The organism is Klebsiella sp. CN_Kp097 (assembly GCF_040064495.1).
GTDB classification, from domain to species: Bacteria; Pseudomonadota; Gammaproteobacteria; order Enterobacterales; family Enterobacteriaceae; genus Klebsiella; species Klebsiella aerogenes.
The window spans coordinates 47,607-74,145 of record NZ_JBEAIL010000003.1 but is presented as its reverse complement, the minus strand read 5'-3'; the positions used below and the strand labels follow the sequence as shown (position 1 = coordinate 74,145).

Sequence of the window (26,539 nt, the reverse complement as noted above, 5' to 3'; positions counted from 1 at the left end):
TCATAACCTGGCACGTGGTGCATCAAAAATTACTGGATATTTTTACTAATAGATATAAACCTTCTAATTGAGCATTCATCGCCACGATTTAGTTAGATAGCAATGCAGTTTATAATCTTTATCAGTAGTGGATTTATTTACCAACTCTTACATTTTAAGAAAGACGAACCAACGAGATACTTACTTTTTTAACCACCACCACAGGAAACATCCAGAAAAATGAGAAATAGCAGAGCGCGGAATATTTACCCCATGCAGGTAAACTTAAACCAAAAGCTCAGTCACCACGTTAGTTTATTTTAGAAATAAGTTTTTTTAAGTAACGATAGAGTGGATAATCAATAAATCGCGCATATAAATAGGCGATAAATATAGCAGCCATAGCTGACATAGATATGGATGTCCAGACATTCTTTTCATCGAATATGAATCCTGAGACAATAATCAACTCATGTAACAAATAGAGAGGAAAACTTATGTAGCCTAAAAAAAGAAACAAATTTGAAGTGAATATTTTTTTTATTATTTTCTCATCTGCTAGATAATCGATGAATAATACAGGTATAAAAACCATAAATAGAAAGTAATCGAGGCGACTATGATTCATTGCGTATACACCAATAATACTGGCAACCACAGCTACAGTAATAAAAAGAGATGTAAAACGCTCTTTAATAATACTCAAAAAAGGTGAAGTTTGAGTAATAGAAAAACACAAGGACCCAACTAACATTGAAAGGACAGCGGTAAGAAAAGATGGCGGTATCCCAGACGAAAACTTGCTCCACATGAACACGAAAATCACAGAGGCAATAACGCTCCGGGTAAAGATGTTTAATTTGATGAAGATTAGAGGAATCAGTAGAGAGCACCAAAACTCTATACTAATACTCCACGAAGGTTCATTAATCAATTGGAAGTCGTTCCAATACATACCATGAAGAAATAATAAATTCTTTATAATCGTGAGCGTAGAGAATACGTCACCACTGGAAACATAGTAGCCATGTTTTGCATTATAATAATATATTAATACCATTAGCAGGGTAGAGATAAGATGCAAGGGCCAGAGACGTGCAAAACGAGTTAGTAAATATTTAAAAAAACTCCCAGAAGAATGCGCGTAAGTAAGAACAAAACCACTCATAATAAAAAAATAAACCACACACAAGTAAGCCCCACTAAATGGCCTTATCGACGTCCAACCAACAAAACTGCCAATCATATGGCTAAGCATGACCATAATAGCCAAGATACCACGAATTCCATCGAGGGCATTAAATCTAATCACATTCAATTGGCATTCCTTTAATACAATGAGTTTATTATTAGTAATGGAGATGGATTTCAAACAAGAAAAGAATACAAAAATTTGTTATTATAGCATGATGGAACTACGTACTACATCTTTATAATTTAAAGAGTTGAGTGTTAGAAGCCTAAGATTAACAGAACACCTCGGTCATGTTCAAGAAATAACCGACAAAAATAGTACGCACTCCAAAAATAGTAGGATATCGAGTACTTTTTTAAAGCTTACTTTCGATACAAATTGAGAGCAATTTTTTTTAAAATAGTTTTACCATTTCTAAAAGGTTTGGTTATTTTCCAAGATAGTGATGACCTTAGCAATTTGATTTGCAGAGTTGTTTCTTTTAAGTTACTCTCAGCTTTCGCCAAAGTTTGCTGTAGGTTATAAATATTTCTGTCTAAACTCAAATTCAACTGTTCAAGTTGCGTGATATTAATAGTTTGTATTTTTATACTTTCAGAAAGTTCTGCAATCTGCAAGTTGAGGTCATTAATCTCATTATCTTTATTTAAAGCTAAATGTTCTAGTTTATCAACTTTGAGCTGCAAATTTTCTGCACTCATGTGCGATTGTTCAAGTTCATGCAGAATCCTATCCTTCAACGAAAAAATGTATTCTTCTGCCGATTGATTAATTATGCGAAGGTATGCAGATTTAATAAAGTCATCGTAAAAGCCATCTTCATCGATATTCAATGAAATTATGAAAGATTTCACATCATTTAAGAGTAAATTAAATGATGGCCCCGAAACTGTATTTAAATTCCACTCAAGAAAAACAACAGCATAATTATTGAAATCCCTACCCCTGGTAGTAAGTAAATTATTACTTTCTATAAAAGTATGTAATGCAGTTAGAGCGTCCAGAGCACAATGCCAAGAGTTCTCCCTGGTTGATGAAAGCGACTCTGCGCGGTTAATTGTATGAGAGATCAAGATCTCATCAACCAGTGATATCCGATCCGCTAATAATATAAAACAACATACGAAATACAGATCGTTTGTTGTTCTCAATGCTTGAAACTCCAGGCCCATTGCTAAGATAGCTTCACGCCTGAATAGTTTATCCCATGGCCACCAGATGAAGGCTCTAAAAAAATCGTTAGCTATTTCCTGCGAGGAGAAAACATTTTTCTTAGGCAATAAATCCTCACGTATGGACAAAGGCATCGGAGAATAAGTATTCGTGCTTAAATCAACTGACTGACAGCGGCAGATGACAACATCACTTTTGAGAGTTGTAGCCTGGTCAGACATAATCTTTAACATATCGTTAGTGACATAATCATCATCATCAAGGAAAATAACATACTCACCAATAGCTTTGCGTAGACCAATATTACGGGATTCACCTCCCCCCACATTAAGTGGATTATTTATAATCCGTACTCGTGAATCCTCACTGGCTATTTGGGTTATAACATCCAACGTATTATCAGTTGAGTTATCATTAACAATAATAATTTCAATATCTTTTAAAGATTGCGATAAAATTGTATCAAGAGTTCCGGAAATATACTTCGCAGCATTATAAACAGGAATGATAACTGAAACAATAACATTCATTGGTTCATCAGACATTCAATCACCTTAAAAATTTGAGGCTTATAACCTTGAATCGTAAATAATGAGTCTGCAATATAGTCATACAATATAAAATATGGTTTTATAGGAATCGCTTAATTTTAATAATATGGCGAGTTTTTAAATTATCAATGAACTACATCATGATAAGCTTTTAAGGTCTTACTAATTATCATCCTGCTAGAAAACTTCTCCTGAACACGTTGTCTTCCTTTGATTCCCATCTCTACCCGTATTTTGGGGTTAGTTAATAGAAACCCAAGTTTGTCCGCCAGTTCCTCAGGAGTATTACTTTTAACTATAATCCCATTATCGTTATCTATTATCAGACTGTCGCAACCGCCAACATCGTACGCAATACAGGCTCTCCCAACTGATGAAGCTTCAAGTAAGATGCGCGGAACGCCTTCAGAATAACTCGAAGGTAGAGCAACTATATTCGATTTTTGGATCAAATCATAGACATCTGAACTTTTTCCCAACCAATTGATTAAACCTTCACTATGCCATTGTTGTATATCAGAAAGCGAAATGGAATCTTTATCGTTTTCAACTAAAATACCAGCAACATTTAGCGTAAAATGAATATCTCTTGACTTGAGGATTTTCTTGGCTTTGATTAGATCTCCAAGCCCCTTACTCCACAGCATTCGACTGGCAAATAGAACAACTGGTATCTCGCGTTCCTGTTCAAGAGAGTATTTATAAATTTCAGGATTAATACCGGCACCATCTATAACAATAGTCTGATGGTAGTTAATTCCTACAAAACCAACTAGTTTTTCTCTATCCTTGTTGTGCTCAAACATAAATATACTGCGCTTATTATTGGCAATATATTTATACGCCATAACGGTAATATACCGCAATAACTTAAGTATACAAGTCCCACCAGAAAATATACGTCCTAAACCGACAAAACTCACGATCACTGGACGTTCATCATACCTTGACAAAACACCGCCAATTAAACAAGGCTTAATAGTAATACAATGTAAAACATCAGGATTTATTTTTTTAATTATCTTTCTAGATGCCAAAAAGGCCCGCAAGAAAGTTAAAACATTAAATGACTGAGCTTCAAGTGGGATATTATGGCACTTAAAGCCGAATGTTTTAAATTTATTCAGCACGTTATCATCGACAAAATGACTGATGATGTGAATCTCATAACCTTCATCTCTGGCGGCCATCGCACGATCAATCCAGTGCAAATCAAAATACCAATCTGAATTTATGAAATAACACAGTTTTTTCATTGCTATATCCACTTAATGGTTCTTACCGCTGATACCTTTTACGCCGTGGATTACACCACGGAAAATATATTTTAAATATAAAATTTTATTACGTTGCCACGGTAATATTGCTATATATTTTATCAAACGCAAAAGGATTGAGAGACTACTAAACACCTTTACTCCCGGAAGTATTCTCGTAGCTAAAAGCAGATTTCGGCAAAGATAATAAGCCTTCCATTCTGGATAAATAGACTTCCCCTCAATGCTCACATCATGGAAAAAGATGACCTCTGGAGAATAACGAATATGTTCATTAGATAATGTTAATTGGTAACCGAAATAAAGATCGTCGAAATATAAAAAAAGCTCGTCATGAATACTGTCTATATGTTTTGATAGTAAGCTCTGACTAATTATCATACCGACGAAAGAAACCGTTTGAACACTGCAAGGCTGATCATAATCTGGAGTGAAATCATCATTATTTTTGATATATTTCAAGGTTTCAATAAACGATGTAGGCACTTTCGAAAAAGGGATATTCATAGGGCAAGGCTTCCCATGGATATTCTTAACCAAGGCGGCGAATACCCGACAATTATCTCTATCTAAAAGAGAGAATTTATCAAGAGCATCACTTTCTGGCCAGGCATCATCGTCATAAAAGAAAATCCAGTCAGTATCAACATTGTTACAAAGGTATCGACTACCAGCTTTAAACCCACCAGCACCACCAGTGTTAGATGGCAAATTAAGTATAATTACACGTGGGTCTCTAATTGCATCTAACCAAAGTTGGGTCCCATCCGTGGACCCATTGTTAACGATTATAATTGTTGCAAAATCTAATTTTACAGTGTTGGCTAAAGTTCTTTTTAATTTATCCAACCGATTAAACGTGACTATTAATGCAGAACATTTCATCGCACAGGGACCGCAAATACAGGCATACATTCATCACAACTGATTGACGATAAATATTTATCCGCCGTAATTAAAGCCTCGGCAATAGTCACATCCATATCAAGATAGCGATAAGTCCCAAGACGGCCAACAAAGGTTATATTCTTTTCATTTTCAGCCAGCGATAAATATTTATCGAGTAACGCCATCTCCCCCATCTGACGAATAGGATAATAAGGTATATCCTGCTCCCCACATTCACGACTGTACTCTTTGTAACACACCGATCCTTCGTGAGTTTCCCAAGGTGTAAAGTATTTATGCTCCGTAATACGAGTAAAGGGAATATCAATCGAGCAGTAATTCATTACCGCACAGCCTTGGAAATCCCCTTGCCACGTAAATTTTTCAAAGTCCAGGGTTCGGTAGCCAAGTCGACCATACTGATAAGAATAAAATGCATCCAATGGCCCGCTGTAAAATACGTGATCGTATTTTTCTTTATCTTCAGGATTAAAAGACTGCTGAAGCTCAATGATAATATTTTCATGATTGATTATTGACTCAATCATTTTTGTATAACCAAGTTTCGGCATGCCCTGAAACTTATGGTTAAAATAATTATCATCATAGTTAAAACGCACTGGCAAACGCTTAAGAATCGATGCCGGAAGCTGTGCTGGTTCCATACCCCATTGCTTAATAGTATACCCTTTGAAGAATGCCTCATACAGTTCCTTTCCAATAAAACGAAGGGCCTGTTCTTCAAAGGTTTTCGGATTAACGATGGAACTGTCCCCTTTTTCAGCAATAAGCGCACGTGCCTCCTCTGGAGAGCATGTTTTCGCAAAAAACTGATTAATCGTATGCAGGTTAATAGGCAGAGAGTAAACTTGCCCATTAACGGTTGCTTTAACACGATTCACATATGGCATCATCTCTGCGTGTTGGTTAACATAATTCCATACCTTTTCATTATCGGTATGAAAAATATGTGGGCCATAGACGTGGACCATAACATCTGTTTGCGGGTCGCGTGCATCATAAGAGTTTCCGCCAATATGGTCACGCTGATCGATGATTTTGATATGATGACCTTGTTCTGCAAGCTCGCGCGCGATAACTGCTCCAGAAAAACCTGCTCCAACGATTAAAATATTTTTACTGTTCATAATATAACTCCAGAGTTCTTATCCAAGAATTGTGCGTCTAAATTTATAATAGTATTTGGTTATTATATTTCGCCTTGGTGAACCTACAGGAGCATATTTATTGAGATAAGGCATTAACATTTTTTTGACTTTTGTTTGGAATAGAATTGGGGGTTGAGACACAGCTTGCGCTGGGCTTGATAAATTTATTATTGATAACTGACGAGAGTAAACCTCTTTTTCCCATGGGGTATTGATGATGTTTTCCAGAAAATCATCATAAAAGTCAACTCTATCCGTATTCCACGGTTTGTTTTCACCAGCATAGTGAATCATACATGGTGCTTGCCTGGCCTTCAAAAATCGCATGTATGTAGCGAACTTGAGATTTGGGAAAAAATCATCCGTGTTGCCATTACCATGATAAACATTCCATTCCAGCGGTAAAAATTCAACCCGGCCATAGAACACTTTATTCATAATATCCTGATCCAGGAACCAGTATTTCTTCTCTTTGAGCGCTTTAATGAGCTCAGAGAAGGTATCCTCTTTTACCATTTGGGCGATGTTAAAGAGGATTATTCCCGCCTGAAAATACTCGTCTGGATTACTCATTTTGAGCGTTTTTTCCAGGTACTCGCCAGCAGGCATCACGCCATCATCAGATTCCGACATGGCACCAAACTTGACAAAGCCTTCCATGACGATATCTTTAACTGCAGCAACAAGATGGTTACCGAGATCGACACTAAGTAAATTAGCCAGATCGGCCTTCACCACAGTATCGGAATCGATAAATATCACTTTGTCATATTCACGGAAAAGCTGCGGTATGAACAAGCGAGCATAGGTTGATGCACTAAAATGTGCACGCGTATGCACACCATTCATTTCAGTAAATGCATTCACATCAAAAAACCTGAGTGAAACATTCTTATGCGCCGAAACAAGATGGTTTAAGCGCCTCTTATTAAGATTGCTAACCTTGTTTTCGAGTACAACAATATCATAATTAGTATTATTATCCGAGTGCCGGACAATTGAGTTTATTAGGGCACCTCCACTGATGGCATAATTGTCATCAAAACTAATTACTATTGGCGCAGCATTTGAAAAAACTGGATTTAACTTTCCGTTGAATGTCTCATTTGTAACAAAAGTTCGCTGCAGTTCTTTTACCTTAAGAGCACGATTTTGTTGTTGCCTAATAATATAAATGTTAAAAAGACGTTCTGCAATATGTCCAATAACTCGTTTTTCCTGCGAGTTGTAATTGCTCATAGAGATGCGACTTTCAAGAATAGCCAAAATCTCAAACAACCATTCTGAATAGTCTATGAACATGTCTTTACCCATCACAAACATGTTCGTATAATAACCATCTGTTGCATTGTTAAATTCTTGAATAGCTGTTTTATAATCTGGATATAGCTCTTCAACTATTTCAAGTGCAGTCAGATAATCCTGTAAATGTAAAAATTCTCCATTTTTATAATGTTCGAGATTATTTTTACTGCCCGCAGAAGTAACTGACCATTTTTTAGGTAATATCAGATCAAAACCTAAAATACACTTCTGTATCTCAGCATCCGTTAGCCCAAATTGGTTTTCATACTCTACATCGATAACAGGTGAATTAACTACCCCCCAATTATCCTCCGAAAAATTCTGATTTTGAGAGAAATTCAGATGACGGCGATAATGCATAAAACCGACATAATCGGCAAGAGATTCATTTTTCCAAACCCAATAATGTGCAGTTAATTCGCAGTAGAACGGATTCTTAAAAGAAATATTATCTCCTGTATCATCACCAATAGAGCCAATGTCATTATAAGAGTTGGCTTTGCCTACGTGCAGCGGTTTTATAATAGAAGCACTAAGAAATGCGCTCGGCTTATGATGACAGGTATAGATCTTAATACTATTCATTTAATTACCAGATTTAGGCCATTGCTTGTTTATAAAGTTCGATGATTCTTTCAGCTGAACCGATTTCCTTGAGACGGTGATTTTCGATCCAAACAACCCTATCGCATATTTTTTCTACATCACTCATATTATGACTAACAAATAATATTGTCACACCACGATTTTTAAACTCTTTAATAGTCTTAATGCATTTTGCTTGAAAGGAAATATCTCCAACTGCAAGTACTTCATCGATAATTAAAATGTCAGGGTCAACTTGGCTAATAACAGAAAAACCAAGCTTTGCTAGCATACCACTGGAATATACACGAATCGGCTCATCTATGAATTCGCCTAATTCAGAAAATTCTATAATTTGCTCCATTCGCTGTTGTACTTCTTTTCGACGTAATCCGAGAAGTGTAGCATTGAGAACAATGTTTTCACGGCCAGTTAATTCCGGGTGAAATCCTCCGCCTAGCTCGAGCATGGACGCTACGCGTCCATGGGTTGTGACCGTACCCTTAGTTGGTTTAATTACCCCTGCGACCAAGCCGAGCGATGTACTTTTCCCAGCGCCGTTACGTCCAATCAGTGCAACAGCTTCCCCTTTTCCAACAGTAAAAGAAATATCCTCTATTGCCAGATATTTTCGTCCTTTTAATAACTGCAAGGCTCTTCTTGGATGAAATACAAGATCTTTTATACCAGATCCAATGTGATGGTACAATGGGTATTCTTTTGTAACATGACTAAAATTAATTACTGGTTCCATCACAATATCTCTGCAAATCGATATTTCAATTTATTGAAAATGCCCAAACCAAGAATCGCCAGGATAATTCCAGTGATGTAAAGTATTAAGATATATTCGTAATTTATCACACCATTCATGAATAAATCCCGCCAACTTAGAATCATACTTGCCAGTGGATTGTAGGTGATTACCCAACTATAGGTTTCTGGAATCATATCTGAGGCATATAAAATTGGTGTACAATAGAACATCAACATAATACCCAGACTAACAAAACGTTCCAAATCACGAAAGAATAAATTTAAAGTCGAGAATATTATAGATACACCAAAAGTGAATATTACTTGTCCTATCGCAATTAATGGAATCCCCCATACCCAAGACAAAGAAGGAGTCATGCCATAGATAAAAAGAAATGCGATAATAACTGGGATGGTACAAAGAAAATGTAACCCTTCCATCATTACATTACTTAATGGAATAACAGACCGAGGAAATACCGTTTTCTTAATTATCTGCGCGTTCGCAATAAATGAAAATAGAGAGTTGGTCGCCGAACTAGCAAACCATTGCCATGGGAAAAGTCCGGTAATCAAAAAGAGTGTGTAGTTAGGGATTTGAACTCTCATGATTAGCTTAAAAATAAAATAATAAATCATTGCAAATAGCAATGGATTGGCTATTGACCATAAATATCCAAATACGCTACTTTTATACCGGACCTTCAAATCCTTATTCGTTATCACGTATAATAAATCAAACAAATATCCTAGATTGTACTTCATTTTTTTACTCATATATTATTCTGCAATATTTCCGCACATTAGCCTAACCATACCAGACGCAACCTACCAGCAATACATAGCTTACTCCCCCTGAAGCTAACAACTCCTTGCTGCAGGCCAACTCAACTTGTATATCACTGCTATTCTTAAGTTTTTATCACTAACAGCACAGCACCTGTTCTAGATGCCTGAGTGCTATACAGCACCGAATTTAAACGTGTAAAATCAGATGGTTACATTGAAAACCGCTAAAAAAAACCACGCTACCGCCCATGGCTATCGCTACCAAATCGCGCAGTACTTCAATCAACTTTAGTACTCTCCCCCACCTAAGGACACATGGCAGTATTTATGGCATCATGGCATCAGAGCAATATAAAAATCTAAGCATTTATGTACCAGATACCACTCTCATGATTTTGTTCGGTCATTAACATAAGGACTTTCTCATTTTGACTACGACTCATCGATCGCTGATGATGAACGCCAATCACCAGATTGGCCGCTATGCATAAAATGGTCGCGATGACAAGTAAATGCAGATAGATGTTGGCTTTCGTTCATGTCATTTACCGTTCGTATGCCACGCTTCAACCAAAAAATTTGGCTAGATAAATATTACAGCAGCGTATTATAACGCCGCGATTCAGGATTAAAAGCGAAAAACTCCTGTATGCTGGAACCAGGGCTAAGGTGTCAATTTTTTTAACATAATCATCGAGTTATCTTTGGATGCATCTCTCTTCAATGTCTACAATGTATATGCTTGTGATTGTTATGTTACAAAATTAGAGCTTCTTATGCTTGCACTCATGTATATCAGAGTTAACCATCATCATCTGTATATGATCAGCTTTTTACTATATACAGCTACTTTTGTGAAAGTTTCATGTGCGCCTCAAATGATAATAAACATCATTTACATACTACGAGTTATCCTTAAGGCCATCATTTCTGAAAAAAGTAAAATTAAGTGATTCACCGGCTAAGCGAGTGTAAAATTGTTAGTTATGTAAAATTGAAAGTTAGACTCTGAAGGTAAGAATGAAATTTTTGATCACTGGAGCAGCAGGTTTCATCGGTTTCCATGTTAGTAAGCGTCTTCTTGAGGCTGGCCATACCGTTATCGGTATCGACAACATGAATGACTATTATGATGTTAACCTTAAGCAAGCGCGCCTGAATATTTTAGACTCACCGTTTTTCAGTTTTGTCAAGCTGGATATAGCGGATCGAGAAGGTATGGAGAAACTTTTTTCTACTGAAAAGTTTGATCGCGTTGTTCACCTCGCCGCGCAAGCAGGTGTCCGTTACTCGCTGGATAACCCACATGCCTATGCTGACGCTAACCTGATGGGGTTCCTGAATATCCTCGAAGGTTGTCGTCATACTAAAGTTGAGCATCTGGTCTACGCATCATCCAGTTCTGTTTATGGCTTAAACCGTAAGATGCCGTTCTCAACTGACGACTCGGTGGATCATCCGGTATCGCTTTACGCGGCGACTAAAAAAGCCAACGAGTTGATGGCACATACTTATGCGCACCTGTATGATATTCCGACAACCGGGCTACGTTTCTTTACCGTCTATGGTCCCTGGGGGCGCCCGGACATGGCATTGTTCAAATTTACGAAAGCCATGCTCGAAGGTCAAAGTATCGACGTCTACAACTACGGAAAAATGAAGCGAGACTTCACCTATATTGATGACATCGTCGAAGCTATTGTTCGTATTCAGGATGTCATTCCGCAGCCAGATCCAAACTGGACGGTTGAAGCTGGCTCACCGGCAACCAGTTCTGCTCCGTATCGGGTATATAATGTTGGCAATAGCTCCCCCGTTGAATTAATGGACTACATTACCGCCCTTGAAGAGGCTATGGGCATGGAAGCGAAGAAAAATATGATGCCAATGCAACCGGGCGATGTACTGGAGACAAGCGCTGAAACGCAGCCGCTGTATGATCTGGTTGGTTTCAGACCGCAAACTACGGTCAAACAAGGCGTGAAGAACTTTGTGGATTGGTATAAAGAATACTATACCGGTTGTTAGTTTCGCTAACTTGGTTGCACCACAATCGACAGATTGTGGTGCAACAGTGCAATCTCGTAATAAGAGAAACTTTATTCTACTACAAACCATACCGATAGTCTTTTATATGCTTCTGTCAAGATACAGAGCATAAATATTATATAATCAGCTCCAACAATAGCATTTAATTTTTTATTAAACTGCACAATAAATTTTGTGGGATTTTTCCTAAAAAAAGATATGTTTATTTCTGCATGCTCCCTTCATTAAGGGACGTCAAAGTGACTAAACTAATTTCATCACATTAAATTTGGTAGCTGTTATGGAAAATTTATTTTTCTTAGTTTTAACTGCCATAATACTCGCGATCGCTATATTGTCCTTGCTCTCATATATAAAAGACAGAAAAAAAAATTAAAATCAATGTTTATAAAAAAGAAATAATTTAAAATAAATTATATTTTCGTAGGACATATATGACAAGGGAGCCAGGACGTGCGAAGGTACTATAATGGCAGGCATTTCATAAAAAACACCTGCCATCATTGAATTTTAATCACTACCAAATAGATCTCGTGTGTATACTTTATCCTTCACATCCGTCAACTCTTCAGCCATACGGTTAGAGATAATCACATCTGATTCTTTTTTAAACTCCTCTAAATCACGAATAACACGAGAGTTAAAAAACTCATCTTCCTTCATCACTGGCTCGTAAATGATTACAGGTATACCCTTTGCCTTTATTCTTTTCATTATCCCTTGAATAGACGATGCCCGAAAATTATCTGAACCGCTTTTCATAATCAAACGATATACACCAACTACTTTTGGCTTCTTAGCCAATATGGAGTCAGCGATAAAATCTTTTCGGGTTCGATTTGCATCAACGATCGCAGAAATAATATTATTTGGCACTGATTCATAATTTGCTAACAACTGTTTCGTATCTTTCGGTAAACAATAGCCTCCATAGCCAAAAGATGGATTATTGTAATGATTACCTATACGAGGATCCAGACATACTCCTTCGATAATTTGTTTACTGTTTAATCCCTGACTTTCCGCGTAGCTGTCCAACTCATTAAAATAGGCGACACGTAGTGCTAAATAAGTATTAGCAAAGAGCTTTATAGCTTCGGCTTCGGTTGAATCAGTAAAAAGAAGCGGAATATCTTTTTTAATTGCCCCTTCTTTTAACAGCTCCGCGAAACGCTCAGCTCTTGCTGAACGCTCACCAATAACAATACGGGAAGGATACAAATTATCGTACAACGCTCGTCCCTCGCGGAGAAACTCTGGCGAAAAGATAACATTATCAATATCAAGACGTTCTTTTATATCACGAGTAAAACCAACCGGGACTGTTGATTTTATGATCATGACAGCATTCGGATTGATCTCTGTAACATCCTTGATTACCGCCTCGACAGAAGAAGTATTGAAGTAATTTGTCTTAGGATCATAATCAGTCGGCGTGGCGATTATAACGTAGTCTGCGTTACGGTAAGCGTCATACTTGTCTGTCGTAGCACGAAAATTAAGCTTTTTTTCCGTTAAATATTGTTGGATCTCATTATCTGCTATGGGTGATATTTTTTGGTTGAGCATATCTACTTTGGTCTGAATGATATCCAGCGCGACCACTTCATGATTCTGGGCAATCAGAACACCATTCGATAAACCAACATAGCCTGTACCAGAAATAGTAATTTTCATTGAGCAACACTTCTACAGTTAACGGGATGATGGCACATCGCCACAATAAATTAAATACTGCTGGCGTTTTACCCTTTGCGAATTGTGAAGTCAAGTCGCTGGCTGGTCGTAGTAAGTCCCCTTCGTATGGCGTAGCGCTAGAAACACAGTGTCATACCGGATTCAGGAGAGGTAAAGTCAAATTCTTTTACACTCTTTTCATAACACGCTCCCCCAAATCAAGAACGATGAAAGTACTCCGCAACTTGCATGATATCTTTTTCACTCAGGGTACCTGAGTCACCCAGCAACGAAATCCAGGCCTTAATATAAGTGTATTTGGCCTCGGCTAAATCTCGCTGTGCAGCGTAAAGTTGTTGCTCCGCGTTGAGCACATCAACGTTCACCCTCTGCCCTGCGAGCACACTTTGCCGTGTAGCCTCTACCTGCGTAGTTGCAGACTTTACGGCCAGTTCATAAGCCCTGAGCTTTGCCTGGCTGCTAATACATTGATTAAATTGTTTGCGAAGATCGTTCATGATTGAACCGACCTGAGCATCCAGTTCATACTTAGCCTGGCCATAACGTGCCGCGGCCTGTCTTGTTGAAGCTGCCACTCCACCACCAGAATAAATTGGCATTGATACCTGAACCCCAACGCTGTCGGTTCGATATTTCTGATTTACCGTATTGTCGCTACTGGAATCATTTTCCGAATGCGATGCATATAATTGAACTTGTGGCATAAAACCAGCCCGGTTGCGTTCAACATCATAACGTGCGGCATCCACGCCATGACGTGATGAAGCCAGTTGTGGATTGCGTTCCATGGCTAATTTTTGCCAATCATCAAAAGCTGTATAACGTAGCGGTGAGACATGGAATTTGCCCTGTCGTAACGTCTGCAATGCATCTAGCTGGTCGAGGGGAATTCCGATGATAACTTCTAGTTCCCTTTGAGCTGAATCTAAGACGTCCCTGGCCTCGATGACTTGAGCTTCAGCCAGGCTATACCTTGCTTGAGTTTCAGCAACATCCGTTACCGTACCTTCACCCGCAGCCATCAGGCGATCATTCAATGCAAGTTGTTCTTTATAGGCCGCCTTCTGGGCCTCAGCTAATGCAATTTGATCTTTTGCGTATGCAACACTGACATAAGCAGAAATTACCCGAACTGCAAGATCGAGGTATTTACTGCGATATTTTTCATCCGCCATTAAACTTTGTGCGACCCCGGTTTTATATTTTGCATAAGCCTCATAATCAAATAGAGGTTGCGTTAAGGTCACGGAACCAGCATAACTGCGGTATTGCTGTCGTTTGGTCACATCGCTTACATTGCCAAAAATGTCACTCGTCTGATATTTTTGCGTCTGCCAGTTACGTGGCGCATTTTGATAATTAAGAGAAACTTTAGGCAACAGGCCTGCACGCCCAATATTTTTTGCTTCATCCCCGGCTTCCTTTTCTTTAATTGCGGCCTGAAACGTTGGATCCTTTTCCAGCGCGAGCGAATAGGCGTCCAAAATGCCTAATGCATACACTGGTGCAGATAAGACCCAAGCTATTGAACTAACGGCCAGACTAACTTTCTTCCTTTTCATGAAACTCACGATTATTCCTCGGTCAATGAAGTACGCGCGCGATCCAAAATAGGTTTAAACAGATAACTCAATAACGAACGTGAACCCGTTTTAACGAACACCTCAACCGGCATCCCGGGTTTGATTTCCTCGCCCTGTAGCATTTTGGCGCCTTCCGGTGTAACCGTCACCTGCATCTGATAGTAGGCTTCTCCATTTGCTTTATCAATTAAACGGTCCGCCGAGACGAGCGTCACAGTACCGGGGATCTTTGGTGTTCTGTTTTGGTTAAAGGCGGTAAACATGAGGTCAACGGGTAGCCCGGTATAGACTTTATCGATAAGTTGTACTTTTAATTGAGCATCTACAACCAGTGCAGCTTCACTGGGTACGACATCCATAAGATGATCGCCAGCGCCGACCACGCCTCCCTGGGTAAAAATATTTAATCCAACAACAGTACCATCCACCGGAGAGATAATTTCTGTATTCCCCAGATCAAAGTTGGCCATATCAAGTTTGTTTTTGTAATCATTAACATCCATTTGCGTTTGCGCTAACTGAGTCCTCACTTCACGCTGATAATCCGCATAACGTTGGTCTATGCGCTGCTGTGACTCTAGCAATTGTTTTTGCAACTGCCCGATTCTTCCTATAGTTTCATCAATACTGCTACTGATCTCTGCAAACTGACGTTGAGCTTCAAGATAGCGATTTCGTGGCAAATATCCTTCAGCAGAAAGCTGTTTCATACTTGTCATCTGTTCACGAATGCTGTTTAGCTGAATTTGTTTGTTCGCCCGGGAATCCTGTAAGCCCTTCAGCTGGAAACGTATACCATCAATTGACTGTCTGAAACCATCAACCTCACTACGTAATGCCTGTCTGCGAGAAATAAAAAGCTGTTGCTGCAATGCTAATATTTCCGCAGCGCGCGGTTTGTCTTTGACAGCATTGAAAACGTCAGAGAATTTAATGGAATCCAGGTTATCTCTTTCTGCCAACAAACGCCCTTCTGTTGCCAGAGTTGTATAATATTGGATCTTCAGAGAATCCACCTGCGCCTGCGCCTGAACCTGGCTCATTTGAACCAGTACTTGTCCGGCCTTGACCTTATCCCCTTCTTTAACCGCAATATTGCTGATAATACCGCTACCAGGAGATTGAATAGTTTTACGATTTCCGGAAACAGTTACTGACCCCGGAGACGCAACGCCTTTATCAAGAGGAGCAAAAGCCGCCCATAAAAGAAAACCGCAAAGACCAATACCAATCACCAACCATCCGAAACGCGTATATTTTCTCTCATCGGTAGAGTCTGACTGAAAATCATTATTAAGTGGCTGGTTAATTTGAGAAGACATATTCACCCCTTCAACAACAGATAGCGACAGCTATTGACTGGCACGCCTTAATTTAGTTTATTTGTGTTTTAGGGATATCCCCATTGCCTTCATGCAATTCATTATTAACTGCATGTATTGCTTGCTGCTGCGCTGCTTGGGTTCTCTGAGCATTATTCAATGCCTGGAGTACCTGCTGGGTGGTACCAAATGCATTCACCTTACCATTGGCTAATAGTAACAACTTACTAGTCATCGATAGCAAGTTGGTTCGATGCGTAATCAATACCACCGTTTTTTGGCGTTCCCTAAGTAAAGCAACCGCTTTATTCAGAGCCAATTCGCCGGCATCATCCAGATTAGAGTTAGGTTCATCAAGGACAATCAGAGACGGGTCGCCATATAGTGCCCTTGCCAGGCCAATACGTTGTTTTTGTCCCCCTGAAAGCCCGCTACCACCGTTACCAATCACGGAGTCATAGCCATGAGGGAAACGCAATATAAGTTCGTGTACCCCAGCAAGTTTCGCCGCAGCAATAACTTTCTCAGCATCGACGTCATTAAATCGAGCAATGTTTTCCGCGATGGTACCGGCAAACAATTCAATATCTTGCGGAAGGTAGCCTATGTAAGGACCAAGTTCATCTTTATTCCACTGATAGATATCAGCGCCATCCAGACGCACAATTCCTTCGCTTACAGGCCAGATTCCAACTAACAATCGTGCCAGCGTCGATTTTCCCGATGCGCTGGGCCCAATGATGCCCAGCACATCGCCAACCTGTAAGTTGAATGACACACCATGTAATACCGCTTCGCCTTGCGCGCCAGGCGGTATCGCAGAAACATTTTCCACACTCAGCGCCCCTTGAGGTTTCGGCAGAGACATACCTGTACCCCGAAGAGGATTGCGATCCAATAATTTCACTAATCGCTGATAAGATAGTTTAGCGGAACTCCAGCTTTTCCAGACGTTAATGACTTGTTCGATAGGCGCAAGCGTCCTGCCCATCAGAATAGAACCCGCGATCATCATCCCCGGAGTAATATGCCCATCAATAGCTAACCAGCCACCAAGTCCAAGAACCAGGGATTGCAAAGAAAGACGTACAAATTTAGTAATAGAACTGATTCGGGAAGCGCGTTCGCTCGCAATTCGCTGACTTTTCAGGAATCGCTGATGCAAGCTAAACCACCGACCTTTGATATTCGGTAACATGCCCAATGCTTCAATAACTTCCGCATTGCGCAGATTAGTGCTGGCAAGACTGCCGGATTGCAGCGCGAACTTACTCGCTTCAGCCAGTGGTTCTTTAGAAACCATTTCATTCACAATGGCCAAAGCTATCAGTATTAGAGAACCAATTAATGCGAACAACCCCAACCACGGATTGAACAGAAAAATAACCAGCAGATATATCGGGAACCAAGGAGCATCAAAAAAAGCAAAAAGCGCGCTGCCAGTCAAAAACTGACGCATGTTGGTCAGATCATTGAGCATCTGCCCTGCATCAGCAGATTTGTTTTTGAGATTATCCTCGTATGCCGCAGTATAAACACGCGTATTTAAGCGCATATCAAGCTGCGCACCAATGCGTATCACTACCATGCTACGAATATACTCTAACAATGCCATCATACCGAACATGGCCAGCATGATGAGAGTTAGCATCAGCAGAGTGATTTCATTACCAGAGGGCAGCACCCGGTCGTAAACCTGGAGCATATAAATCGAAGGTACCAACATTAAAATATTTATGAATGCGGTAAAAACACCAACGGTCCAGAATATTTTACTGCGTGTGCGTATAACATCCGCAATTTCATTGCGCGGTAAATAGTGCTCCACTGCTTTTTCCCTTAATTTTGTGTACCTTCAGCCACACCTCTACCAACAGTAGAGCAATCAGATCCCAACAACTCAGGCTGGAGATATTTATAATATATAGATAGGAAAGCACTAAAATATCAAGCTACTAAAAAAATATTTTTCGTAAACCATGGAAAATACAATGTTAATTAAAATACGATAGAGATCACAATAGAAAGGGGAAAGTTCCCCCTTTCTATTTATAAAACATCTATCACATCACACTACTTAAGCATAGTGTAAAGTATCAACCAACTGCTGATGGGTTTGCCCGTTGAGATACACTACCGTATCGTTCGCATCCAGAGTATGGTCGTTGTTGTTATCAATGATCAAATAGTTACTGGCTTCATGGGAGTTATCTGTCCAGACCACCGATGCCACCCCAACTTTCGAGGTGAGATCACCAGTACCACCAATACCAAGGATTTGCCCTAACAGGCCGACAACGCCGCCAACCACACCACCAACTAGTGTACCCAACAACGCGTCAACAACATCCGTCGTACGTACACCATAATCAGCTACCTGGGTATGCGTGGCGTCATTATTAATAGTAAGGCCTGAAGTAGTGTCAAAAATGCTATCTTTACCGCTATTAAAATCCGAAATGGTGACACCCGAATTGATGGTACTCGCTTTCAGTTGATAGAGATTCGCCCCATTACCTCCTGAAACAACCGTGTTACCCAGGACCTTGAAGGTATCCGCAGCGCCAGTTCCCTGCACCGTTAAGTTGTGACCGCCATCCAATCCCAAAAGCGTAATAAGGGTTGTTGTCACAGCTGAGCCAGGAAGAATAGTCAGGAGTTGATAAAGAATCCCTTTACCTGTCCCCCCCACATTGGCTTCCAGATTCAACCCTGCAGAATTTGCCGAGGCATTAATAGTCTCCAGGTTTCCGTAACCGGTGCCGACCGTTAGATTAAGCAAATGGTCTCCGGTAACATTGATTGTCTGTACTTGACTACTGGTTCCCGCCAGCGAAATGGAGTTAGCAAAATTGCCTGTACCACCAGAACCAATATTCAATGTTGTCAATGAGGTACCGAGTACTGAATTACTGCTGTTAAGAGCTAGCGACCCCGCATTAATATCGCTATTACTGGTTGCTGTGAAGTTAACATTGAAATGGTCAGTAGCATTTTGCAAGAACGTGATATCCACGCTGCTGGTAGATGTCGCATCCCCCGTTACTTCTAGCTGTGCAGAAGTACCACCCGCAGCATTGATGACATGGACCTGATCAGCATAACCTGAGAGGACAAAACCCTGTGAACCTATAGTTGAAGTTGCTGTTGGTTGAACTACGGTATTGATTATTCCTGTAACACTAGATTCAGAACTTGCTTTCCCAGTCAGGATACCAAAATCAAACGTATGGTTTGCTGCAGTTGAACCATTGTCCACGCTTGCTTTTCCAATATAACCAGCTAAGTCAAGCTTTTCAAAATTAGAAAATTGGTTTGTATTCGTGGTGACAGTAAAAGTTTTGTTGACCCCCCCCAAGCCACTAGACGTTACCGCAACATTTTTTGTTATGAGGTTAGCAGATATCGTGTCTACTCCAGCACCACCATCAGCTCTAATAGAAGTACTTACGGTATTAGCTCCAGTAGTTGCATTCCCAGTCCATTTCAGAGAATCATTACCATTGCCAAGATTGAATTGTCCATTTGCAACAGCAACATTAGTAGCAAGTGTTACTACATCAGCTCCTGAACTCGCGTTCAAAATTACACTACCGTTATTAACGGTAACATTAACACCAGGATTAACGCCATTATCAGATAAATTAATCGTAGACGCGCTATTACCGTTAATAACCAGATTTGCAAGATGGTCAGCAAACTTCAAATTTACTGTATCGGCTGAGTTGGCGTTCAGTTGTATATTGGTTAGTACTGCAGTCTCAGCATTGCTGATTTGATGGCTATTATCTGTATTAACTGTTCCAGTTGCGTTACCACCACCTGCAGTTGTCGTCAGTATTGCTCCGGTTTTGTATATCAGTCCCGTACCAATTTGATATTCAAATGCATGTTGAGCACTCACTGTTACAGCATCAGTTGCGGTAGAACTGCGGAGGTCATTGAGAATGGCCTTGGTGATCGCAACCTTGTCCGAGCCTAAAGCACTATAAGTAGCAAGTTGTTGTGCTGTAGGATCAACACTGTAAACCCCCTTGTATATATGCTTAATAAAAGCATCACCCGTTAACTGGGCTCCCTTGGAATTGAATTCAGCAGAACTAAGCATACCGCCCAACGCATTATCAAATGTTTTTCCTGAACTAGTAAGCGTCGAGGTCCACCCTCGTAACCCACTCATGTCAACAGAACGGCCAGCTATGGCCAAATAGGCTGAGACAACTTGCTCTTGTTGGGCTAAAGACTGACTCCATACATCCCAAGCCGCGGTCCCATAACCTTTATACATCATACCATCAAGAGTTTGATCCAGACTATGCTGCGAAGCAAGAGTTGAGCTATCAAACTCATTATAATTTAATAAGTTACTAATAGCCGTATAAATTGCCGTATTTAAATCAGTCGACTGGAGATATCCTTGCAGAACAGAATCAGCGGGAGGTGTTCCATAAAGTGTTGTATAGACGCCTTTCAGAATATCTAAACTACTTTTTCCTGCATAAAGAGCTTGTCCAGCACTGGAGGCTATCAAGTTACCAACATATTGCTGTTCGGTTAGAGTACCGTAGATGAACCCCTTAGATGCTGCATCAAATGCAGTATCACTAGTATAAGAATGATTACCCAGAACAACATATTGAATTGCTGCGACTATTTTTTGATTCAATAAGTATTGATAAGCCATTTTATAATCCTCAAAATTTCTGTGGCAATTGCTGCATGTTGCTGACACGCCGAACCGATAACAGAAAAAACATGTCTTAGCATTATAAGCAAAGTCTAAAAAATCATTTTTGTCAAAGCCACCAGAGAAATTATAATCATAATATATAACAATAAGTTACAACCCCACCCAAAGGTCGTTAAAACATTAATACGACTAAAAAACCCTCACGTTAATAATAAGGTTGTTCTTTTAAAAATTAATATGAGACACTGACCCGCAGTTTTTAATTACCTTTTGTAAGTATCCCGCATAATTGATCTCCTCTTGTGATTGTTCTCCTCCCTGAAAACAGTGCCAGGCTAAACTGAAGTTTCCGGTCTTTCTTCCATCTTCCAAAGAAGCACATCGCCATGGAAAGGACCACTATAACGAAGAACAAATTTCGTTTGCGCTGAAACAGGCCGAAACCAGCACCCACGTCGGGGAAGTCTGCCGAAGGATGGGCATTTCTGAAGCCACTTTTTATAATTGGAAGAAGAGATTCGCCGGTCTGGGCGTAACGGAACTGCGGCGTCTGCGGCAGCTGGAGGATGAAAATCAGCGACTGAAGAAACTGGTGGCTGACCAGAGTCTGGACAAGAGATGCTGCAGGAGGTACTGAAACAAAAGTTCTGAGGCCGGCTCAGAAGCGTCACGAGGTGCGTTTTCTGCGGGAGGCTTACCATACCGGTGTCCGACAGGAGCTGACTGTAGTCGATAATTTTAGTCGGGAGTGTCTCGCGATCCATGCCGGAAAGTCGCTGAAAGGTGCGGATGTGGTCGGTGTGATGGAAGGTTTGCGGGTACTGGGCAAGCGCCTATCGGTACGTATTCAGACAAATAAAGGCAGCGAGTTTATTTCGGAAAGTCTGGATAAATGGGCGTATGAGCACGGTGTCACAATGGACTTCTCCCGCCCCGGAAAACCATCGGATAACCCGTTTATTAAATCATTTAACGGCAGGCTGCGGGATGAATGCCTGAACATTCACTGGTTCCCTCGCTGGAAGATGCGCAGGACAAACTCGACAACTGGTGTAGGGAATATAATCATGAGAGAACGCATTCATCATTAAATGACATGACTCCGGCTGAATTCATCCGAAGACGAAGATCTCTGATTTAGTGTAAGTATCCCGCATAATCATGCCATTCATAATTTGAGATCATCCGGCATAATCAATCTGCCTACGAACGAGATCGCTATGCGTAAAGCCCGCTTTACTGAGCATCAGATCATCGCTGTGATTAAGTCGGTTGAAGGCGCACGAAGCGTTAAAGATATCTACCGGGAGGCCGGTATATATGAAGCCACCAAACTACAACTGGAATTCCAGATATGGCAGTATGGAAGATTGGATATAAAAAAATCAAGGATCATGAGGATGAGAACCGCCGTCTCAAACAGATGTTTGCCGACCTGAGCCTGGAGAACCGGGCGCTGAAAGACGTTATCGAAAAAAAGCTTTAAAACCAGCCTGTAAGCGTAAGCTGGTCATTCATCTGATAATGACATTTGGACTCAGAATCCGTAAGGCCTGCCGGAGTCTGAACCTGAGCAGAACGGTTCAACATTACCGTCCGGATATCTCCCGTGACGAACCCATTATTGTCGCGTTGCAGGCAGTGGCCGAGCGATACTCACGATACGGTTTTCCGATACTTTTTCAGGTTCTGAGGCGGCAGGGACAACCGTGGAATCACAAAAGGATCCATCGTATTTAATGTCTGTTGAAACTGAATTTTCGCCGTAAGAGCAAACAGCGATTGCCAGTGCGTAATCCCTCGCCACTGGCCACGCTGGAAGCACTGAACCACAGCTGGTCTATCGACTTTATGTATGATGCCCTGGTTTGTGGCCGCCGTTTTCGCACGTTCAATGTCGTTGATGACTTTAACCGTGAGGCGTTGTCGATTGAAATCGCTCTGAATCTGCCAGCTCTGCGCGTGGTCCGTGTACTCGACAGGATCGCGACAAATTGCGGCTATCCTGTCATGCTACGCATGGATAATAGTCCGGAATTTATCTCACTGGCACTGCCTAATGGGCAGAGAAATATGCAGTAAAACTGGAGGTTATCTAGCCGGGTAAGCCGACACAGAACGCTTTATTGATCACTTTAACCGAACATACCGTACAGAAATACTCGATTTTTATCTGTTCAGAACGCTGAATGAAGTGCGGGAAATCACTGAAAGATGGGTGTAAGGATATAACTGTGAACGCCAATAGGAGTCACTAAACAATATGACACCGGAGGAATACCGACAGCACCATTATTTAGCCGGAATCTCAAAAAATGCATGAAACTAAAACGAGTCTATATATGCTTATAATTAAGTGTTTTTATTTTGAATGGAAAAGGGGGAGTAATATTTGATTTTTACAGCTAATAAAAATGAAGATAATAATTCACAAATCAAATTTCCCATGCGAGTATATCGACAATTCAATAAAATAACCACAAGGTACAAATACTTTTAAGCTGGCTATGTCGAAGCAAACAGTAGCTAAGTGATTAAGCAAACTATAATATATAAAGAAATTACTCAACCTGAAAGTGATTTATTGATGATATTTTCAGAAAATGATAAGGAATTGATGGCAGATATTGGATTTTGCTAAAGACCTGCCATCTGATACCAAATTATCAGTCGTTACCAAATAAATCCCTGGTATATACTTTGCTTTTTACGTTCATTAATTCCTCAGCCATACGATTCGAAATTATGACATCAGCTTTATTTTTGAACTCTTCTAAGTCTCGAACAACACGTGAGTTAAAGAATTCATCTTCTTTCATTACTGGTTCATAGATTATAACTGGTATCCCCTTAGCCTTAATTCGCTTCATTATTCCCTGAATCGAAGAAGCGCGGAAGTTATCTGAACCACTTTTCATTATCAAACGATAAACACCAACTACCTTCGGCTTACGAGCAAGGATTGAATCAGCAATAAAATCCTTGCGTGTACGATTTGCATCTACAATCGCAGAAATAATATTGTTTGGTACCGACTCATAATTCGCCAGAAGTTGTTTGGTATCTTTTGGCAAACAATATCCGCCGTAGCCAAACGATGGATTATTATAATGGTCTCCAATTCTTGGGTCCAAACAAACCCCTTCAATAATCTGTTTACTGTTTAACCCTTGGCACTCAGCATAGCTATCAAGTTCGTTAAAGTAAGCAACACGGAGTGCAAGGTATGTGTTGGCAAATAACTTAATTGCCTCTGCTTCTGTGGAATCAGTGAAGAGTAATGGAATATTATTTTTGAGAGCTCCTTCTTGCAATAGGCGAGAAAATCGCTCAGCTCGCTCAGAACATTCGCCAATTACAATACGTGACGGGTACAAGTTATCATATAAAGCACGACCTTCACGCAAGAACTCAGGGGAAAATATAACGTTATCTATTCCCATTCGTTCCTTAATTTCGCGAGTAAACCCAACTGGGATAGTAGATTTAATAATCATTACCGCATTGGGATTGATCTCAGTCACATCACGAATAACAGCTTCAACTGTAGATGTATTAAAATAATTCGTCTTCGGATCGTAATCGGTTGGCGTTGCAATAATGACATAGTCCGCATCACGATATGCATCGTGCTTATCGGTAGTCGCTCGAAAATTAAGTGGTTTATCTGATAGATATTCTTGAATTTCTTTATCAACAATTGGCGAAATCTTTTGATTAAGCATATCCACTTTGGATTGAATAATATCTAATGCAACAACTTCATGATTCTGAGCAATTAGTATGCCATTTGATAAACCAACATAACCTGTACCAGATATAGTAATTTTCATTCGATTGCACTTCAATTAGTTAATGAGATTACGGAATGTAAGCCGTATTATTAATCAACACATTTAGTGTTCCCCTCCAGCATCCACGCATGCCAAGAAATCACTATAAGTAATTAAGTGATGTGAAAATTCTATTAAAGCAGAGGCGTCGCGAGGAGCGGAATTTTAAAGCCCAGCAGTTGGCCCGCTGGGCATAGAGTGAGAACTTTCCGAGATTAATCTAACCACTCGGTATGGAAGATACCTTCTTTATCAGTACGCTTATAGGTATGCGCCCCGAAGTAGTCTCGCTGTGCCTGAATCAGGTTTGCAGGCAAAACAGCAGAGCGATAGCTATCATAATAAGCAATAGCAGCGGAGAAAGTTGGGACTGGAATACCATTCTGTACAGCATAGGCCACAACATCGCGCAAGGCTTGTTGATACTCGTCAGCAATTTTTTTGAAATATGGCGCTAGCAGCAGGTTCGCAATATCCGCATTTTGTGCATAAGCATCGGTTATTTTTTGTAAGAATTGAGCACGAATGATACATCCCGCACGGAAGATCTTGGCAATTTCACCATAGTGAAGATTCCAATTATACTCATTAGATGCAGCACGCAACTGCGAAAACCCTTGAGCATATGATACAATTTTACCTAAGTAAAGAGCACGACGAACCTTCTCAATAAACTCAAGTTTATCGCCTGCTGGTTGTGGTTGCGGACCACTAAGAACTTTCGATGCAGCTACACGCTGCTCTTTAATGGACGAGATATACCGAGCAAATACAGATTCTGTAATAAGGGACAGCGGTTCGCCAAGGTCGAGGGAACTCTGGCTCGTCCATTTTCCAGTACCTTTATTCGCAGCCTCATCCAGAATGACATCTACAAGATATTTACCATCTGCATCTTTTTTGGTAAAAATATCTTTAGTTATATCAATTAGATAGCTATTCAGCTCGCCTTCATTCCATTTGGTGAAGGTTTCTGCAAGCTCATCATTAGAAAGAGCAAGACCGCCTTTCAGCAAAGCGTACGCTTCAGCTATCAGCTGCATATCACCGTACTCAATGCCATTATGAACCATCTTAACGTAGTGGCCTGCGCCATCTGCGCCAATATATGCGACGCACGGTTCGCCATCATCTGCGCGAGCAGCAATCTGCTCAAGAATTGGTGCAACTAATTCATAGGCTTCTTTCTGACCGCCAGGCATAATCGACGGCCCTTTTAATGCTCCTTCTTCTCCACCAGAAACACCAGTACCAATAAAATTAAACCCTTCGGCAGAAAGTTCACGGTTACGGCGGATGGTATCCTGGTAGAATGTGTTACCACCATCAATAATGATATCACCCTTATCAAGATATGGCTTCAAAGAGTCGATTGCGCTGTCAGTGCCAGAGCCTGCTTTCACCATCAACAGAATACGGCGAGGTGTTTCAAGTGATTCGACAAACTCTTTAACTGTATAATATGGAACCAATTTCTTGCTGGGATTCTCAGCGATAACCTCTTCGGTCTTTTCACGGGAGCGGTTGAATACGGAGACGGTATAACCACGGCTTTCGATGTTTAGTGCAAGATTGCGTCCCATCACTGCCATACCGACAACCCCAATCTGTTGCTTGGACATTACATACTCCTGTCTGATGTGATCACTGCGATACGTTCGCAGATAGAATTTAACGATTCTAACTCAAAGCGCGCA

Annotated in this window: 17 protein-coding genes and 2 pseudogenes; 4 read left to right on the top strand and 15 right to left on the bottom strand. The window is 40.4% G+C overall.

Annotated features, from left to right (window positions below):
* Positions 1-289: 289 nt before the first annotated feature.
* The 8 genes from ABLV07_RS04490 to ABLV07_RS04455 all read right to left on the bottom strand — a co-directional run bounded on the left by ABLV07_RS04490 (position 290) and on the right by ABLV07_RS04455 (position 9,643).
* On the bottom strand, positions 290-1,291 hold the full coding sequence (locus tag ABLV07_RS04490) for an acyltransferase (RefSeq protein ID WP_227541706.1): 1,002 nt from the start codon (positions 1,289-1,291) through the stop codon (positions 290-292).
* A gap of 245 nt (positions 1,292-1,536) precedes the next feature.
* On the bottom strand, positions 1,537-2,892 hold the full coding sequence (locus tag ABLV07_RS04485; protein WP_157195249.1) for a glycosyltransferase family 2 protein: 1,356 nt from the start codon (positions 2,890-2,892) through the stop codon (positions 1,537-1,539).
* Positions 2,893-3,023: 131 nt separating this feature from the next.
* A complete protein-coding gene (locus ABLV07_RS04480) occupies positions 3,024-4,166 on the bottom strand; it encodes a glycosyltransferase family 4 protein (protein WP_348853556.1) in 1,143 nt (380 codons plus the stop codon).
* Positions 4,167-5,060: a glycosyltransferase gene (locus ABLV07_RS04475; protein WP_126027223.1), complete on the bottom strand. Its 894-nt coding sequence runs from the start codon at positions 5,058-5,060 to the stop codon at positions 4,167-4,169.
* The gene (gene glf / locus ABLV07_RS04470; RefSeq protein WP_126027222.1) at positions 5,057-6,211 is read right to left on the bottom strand and encodes a UDP-galactopyranose mutase; all 1,155 of its coding nucleotides are present in this window, start codon (positions 6,209-6,211) and stop codon (positions 5,057-5,059) included. Before glf ends, ABLV07_RS04475 begins: the two co-directional genes overlap by 4 nt.
* Positions 6,212-6,229: 18 nt before the next feature.
* Entirely contained in the window at positions 6,230-8,122 is a 1,893-nt protein-coding gene (locus ABLV07_RS04465; protein WP_126027221.1) for a DUF4422 domain-containing protein, read from the bottom strand.
* Between the two features lie 13 nt (positions 8,123-8,135).
* Complete coding sequence (locus ABLV07_RS04460; RefSeq protein WP_049056271.1) at positions 8,136-8,876, bottom strand: ABC transporter ATP-binding protein; 741 nt, start codon at positions 8,874-8,876, stop codon at positions 8,136-8,138.
* The gene (locus ABLV07_RS04455) at positions 8,876-9,643 is read right to left on the bottom strand and encodes an ABC transporter permease (RefSeq protein ID WP_126027524.1); all 768 of its coding nucleotides are present in this window, start codon (positions 9,641-9,643) and stop codon (positions 8,876-8,878) included. The genes ABLV07_RS04460 and ABLV07_RS04455 overlap by 1 nt, the downstream gene beginning before the upstream one ends.
* Before the next feature lie 1,044 nt (positions 9,644-10,687).
* Here ABLV07_RS04455 and ABLV07_RS04450 point away from each other — a divergent pair.
* Both ABLV07_RS04450 and ABLV07_RS04445 read left to right on the top strand, forming a co-directional pair.
* Positions 10,688-11,695, top strand: coding sequence for an NAD-dependent epimerase (locus tag ABLV07_RS04450; protein WP_126027220.1), 1,008 nt, complete (start codon positions 10,688-10,690; stop codon positions 11,693-11,695).
* Between the two features lie 301 nt (positions 11,696-11,996).
* A complete protein-coding gene (locus tag ABLV07_RS04445; RefSeq protein ID WP_164514905.1) occupies positions 11,997-12,092 on the top strand; it encodes a small membrane protein in 96 nt (31 codons plus the stop codon).
* Positions 12,093-12,226: 134 nt separating this feature from the next.
* Here ABLV07_RS04445 and ugd (ABLV07_RS04440) read toward each other — a convergent pair whose 3' ends face one another.
* The 5 genes from ugd (ABLV07_RS04440) to ABLV07_RS04420 all read right to left on the bottom strand — a co-directional run bounded on the left by ugd (ABLV07_RS04440) (position 12,227) and on the right by ABLV07_RS04420 (position 21,003).
* On the bottom strand, positions 12,227-13,393 hold the full coding sequence (gene ugd / locus ABLV07_RS04440) for a UDP-glucose 6-dehydrogenase (RefSeq protein WP_042896039.1): 1,167 nt from the start codon (positions 13,391-13,393) through the stop codon (positions 12,227-12,229).
* Positions 13,394-13,611: 218 nt separating this feature from the next.
* Entirely contained in the window at positions 13,612-14,988 is a 1,377-nt protein-coding gene (locus ABLV07_RS04435) for a TolC family outer membrane protein (RefSeq protein WP_157195380.1), read from the bottom strand.
* Complete coding sequence (locus ABLV07_RS04430) at positions 14,988-16,319, bottom strand: HlyD family type I secretion periplasmic adaptor subunit (protein WP_047047459.1); 1,332 nt, start codon at positions 16,317-16,319, stop codon at positions 14,988-14,990. Before ABLV07_RS04430 ends, ABLV07_RS04435 begins: the two co-directional genes overlap by 1 nt.
* A 52-nt stretch (positions 16,320-16,371) precedes the next feature.
* Entirely contained in the window at positions 16,372-18,147 is a 1,776-nt protein-coding gene (locus ABLV07_RS04425) for a type I secretion system permease/ATPase (protein WP_157195247.1), read from the bottom strand.
* A gap of 249 nt (positions 18,148-18,396) precedes the next feature.
* Entirely contained in the window at positions 18,397-21,003 is a 2,607-nt protein-coding gene (locus ABLV07_RS04420; RefSeq protein WP_157195246.1) for a DUF4214 domain-containing protein, read from the bottom strand.
* Between the two features lie 421 nt (positions 21,004-21,424).
* Between ABLV07_RS04420 and ABLV07_RS04415 the strand changes: the two are divergent.
* Together ABLV07_RS04415 and ABLV07_RS04410 are read left to right on the top strand one after the other, a co-directional pair.
* Positions 21,425-22,150, top strand: a pseudogene (locus ABLV07_RS04415) (integrase core domain-containing protein).
* A 79-nt stretch (positions 22,151-22,229) separates the two neighbouring features.
* Positions 22,230-23,332, top strand: a pseudogene (locus ABLV07_RS04410) (IS3 family transposase).
* Positions 23,333-23,675: 343 nt separating this feature from the next.
* Here the strand turns inward: ABLV07_RS04410 and ugd (ABLV07_RS04405) are convergent.
* Entirely contained in the window at positions 23,676-24,842 is a 1,167-nt protein-coding gene (ugd, locus tag ABLV07_RS04405) for a UDP-glucose 6-dehydrogenase (RefSeq protein WP_126027218.1), read from the bottom strand.
* Between the two features lie 215 nt (positions 24,843-25,057).
* Entirely contained in the window at positions 25,058-26,464 is a 1,407-nt protein-coding gene (gndA, locus tag ABLV07_RS04400; RefSeq protein ID WP_126027217.1) for an NADP-dependent phosphogluconate dehydrogenase, read from the bottom strand.
* Positions 26,465-26,539 lie beyond the last annotated feature (75 nt).

What these genes read in the sequence shown, in the direction of transcription:
- ABLV07_RS04420 (WP_157195246.1), bottom strand. Translation starts at nt 21,003, where the DNA reads ATGGCTTATCAATACTTATTGAATCAAAAAATAGTCGCAGCAATTCAA.
- gndA (WP_126027217.1), bottom strand. Translation starts at nt 26,464, where the DNA reads ATGTCCAAGCAACAGATTGGGGTTGTCGGTATGGCAGTGATGGGACGC.
- ABLV07_RS04460 (WP_049056271.1), bottom strand. Translation starts at nt 8,876, where the DNA reads ATGGAACCAGTAATTAATTTTAGTCATGTTACAAAAGAATACCCATTG.
- ABLV07_RS04445 (WP_164514905.1), top strand. Translation starts at nt 11,997, where the DNA reads ATGGAAAATTTATTTTTCTTAGTTTTAACTGCCATAATACTCGCGATC.
- ABLV07_RS04465 (WP_126027221.1), bottom strand. Translation starts at nt 8,122, where the DNA reads ATGAATAGTATTAAGATCTATACCTGTCATCATAAGCCGAGCGCATTT.
- ABLV07_RS04430 (WP_047047459.1), bottom strand. Translation starts at nt 16,319, where the DNA reads ATGTCTTCTCAAATTAACCAGCCACTTAATAATGATTTTCAGTCAGAC.
- ABLV07_RS04485 (WP_157195249.1), bottom strand. Translation starts at nt 2,892, where the DNA reads ATGTCTGATGAACCAATGAATGTTATTGTTTCAGTTATCATTCCTGTT.
- ugd (WP_042896039.1), bottom strand. Translation starts at nt 13,393, where the DNA reads ATGAAAATTACTATTTCTGGTACAGGCTATGTTGGTTTATCGAATGGT.
- ABLV07_RS04475 (WP_126027223.1), bottom strand. Translation starts at nt 5,060, where the DNA reads ATGAAATGTTCTGCATTAATAGTCACGTTTAATCGGTTGGATAAATTA.
- ABLV07_RS04455 (WP_126027524.1), bottom strand. Translation starts at nt 9,643, where the DNA reads ATGAAGTACAATCTAGGATATTTGTTTGATTTATTATACGTGATAACG.
- ugd (WP_126027218.1), bottom strand. Translation starts at nt 24,842, where the DNA reads ATGAAAATTACTATATCTGGTACAGGTTATGTTGGTTTATCAAATGGC.
- glf (WP_126027222.1), bottom strand. Translation starts at nt 6,211, where the DNA reads ATGAACAGTAAAAATATTTTAATCGTTGGAGCAGGTTTTTCTGGAGCA.
- ABLV07_RS04450 (WP_126027220.1), top strand. Translation starts at nt 10,688, where the DNA reads ATGAAATTTTTGATCACTGGAGCAGCAGGTTTCATCGGTTTCCATGTT.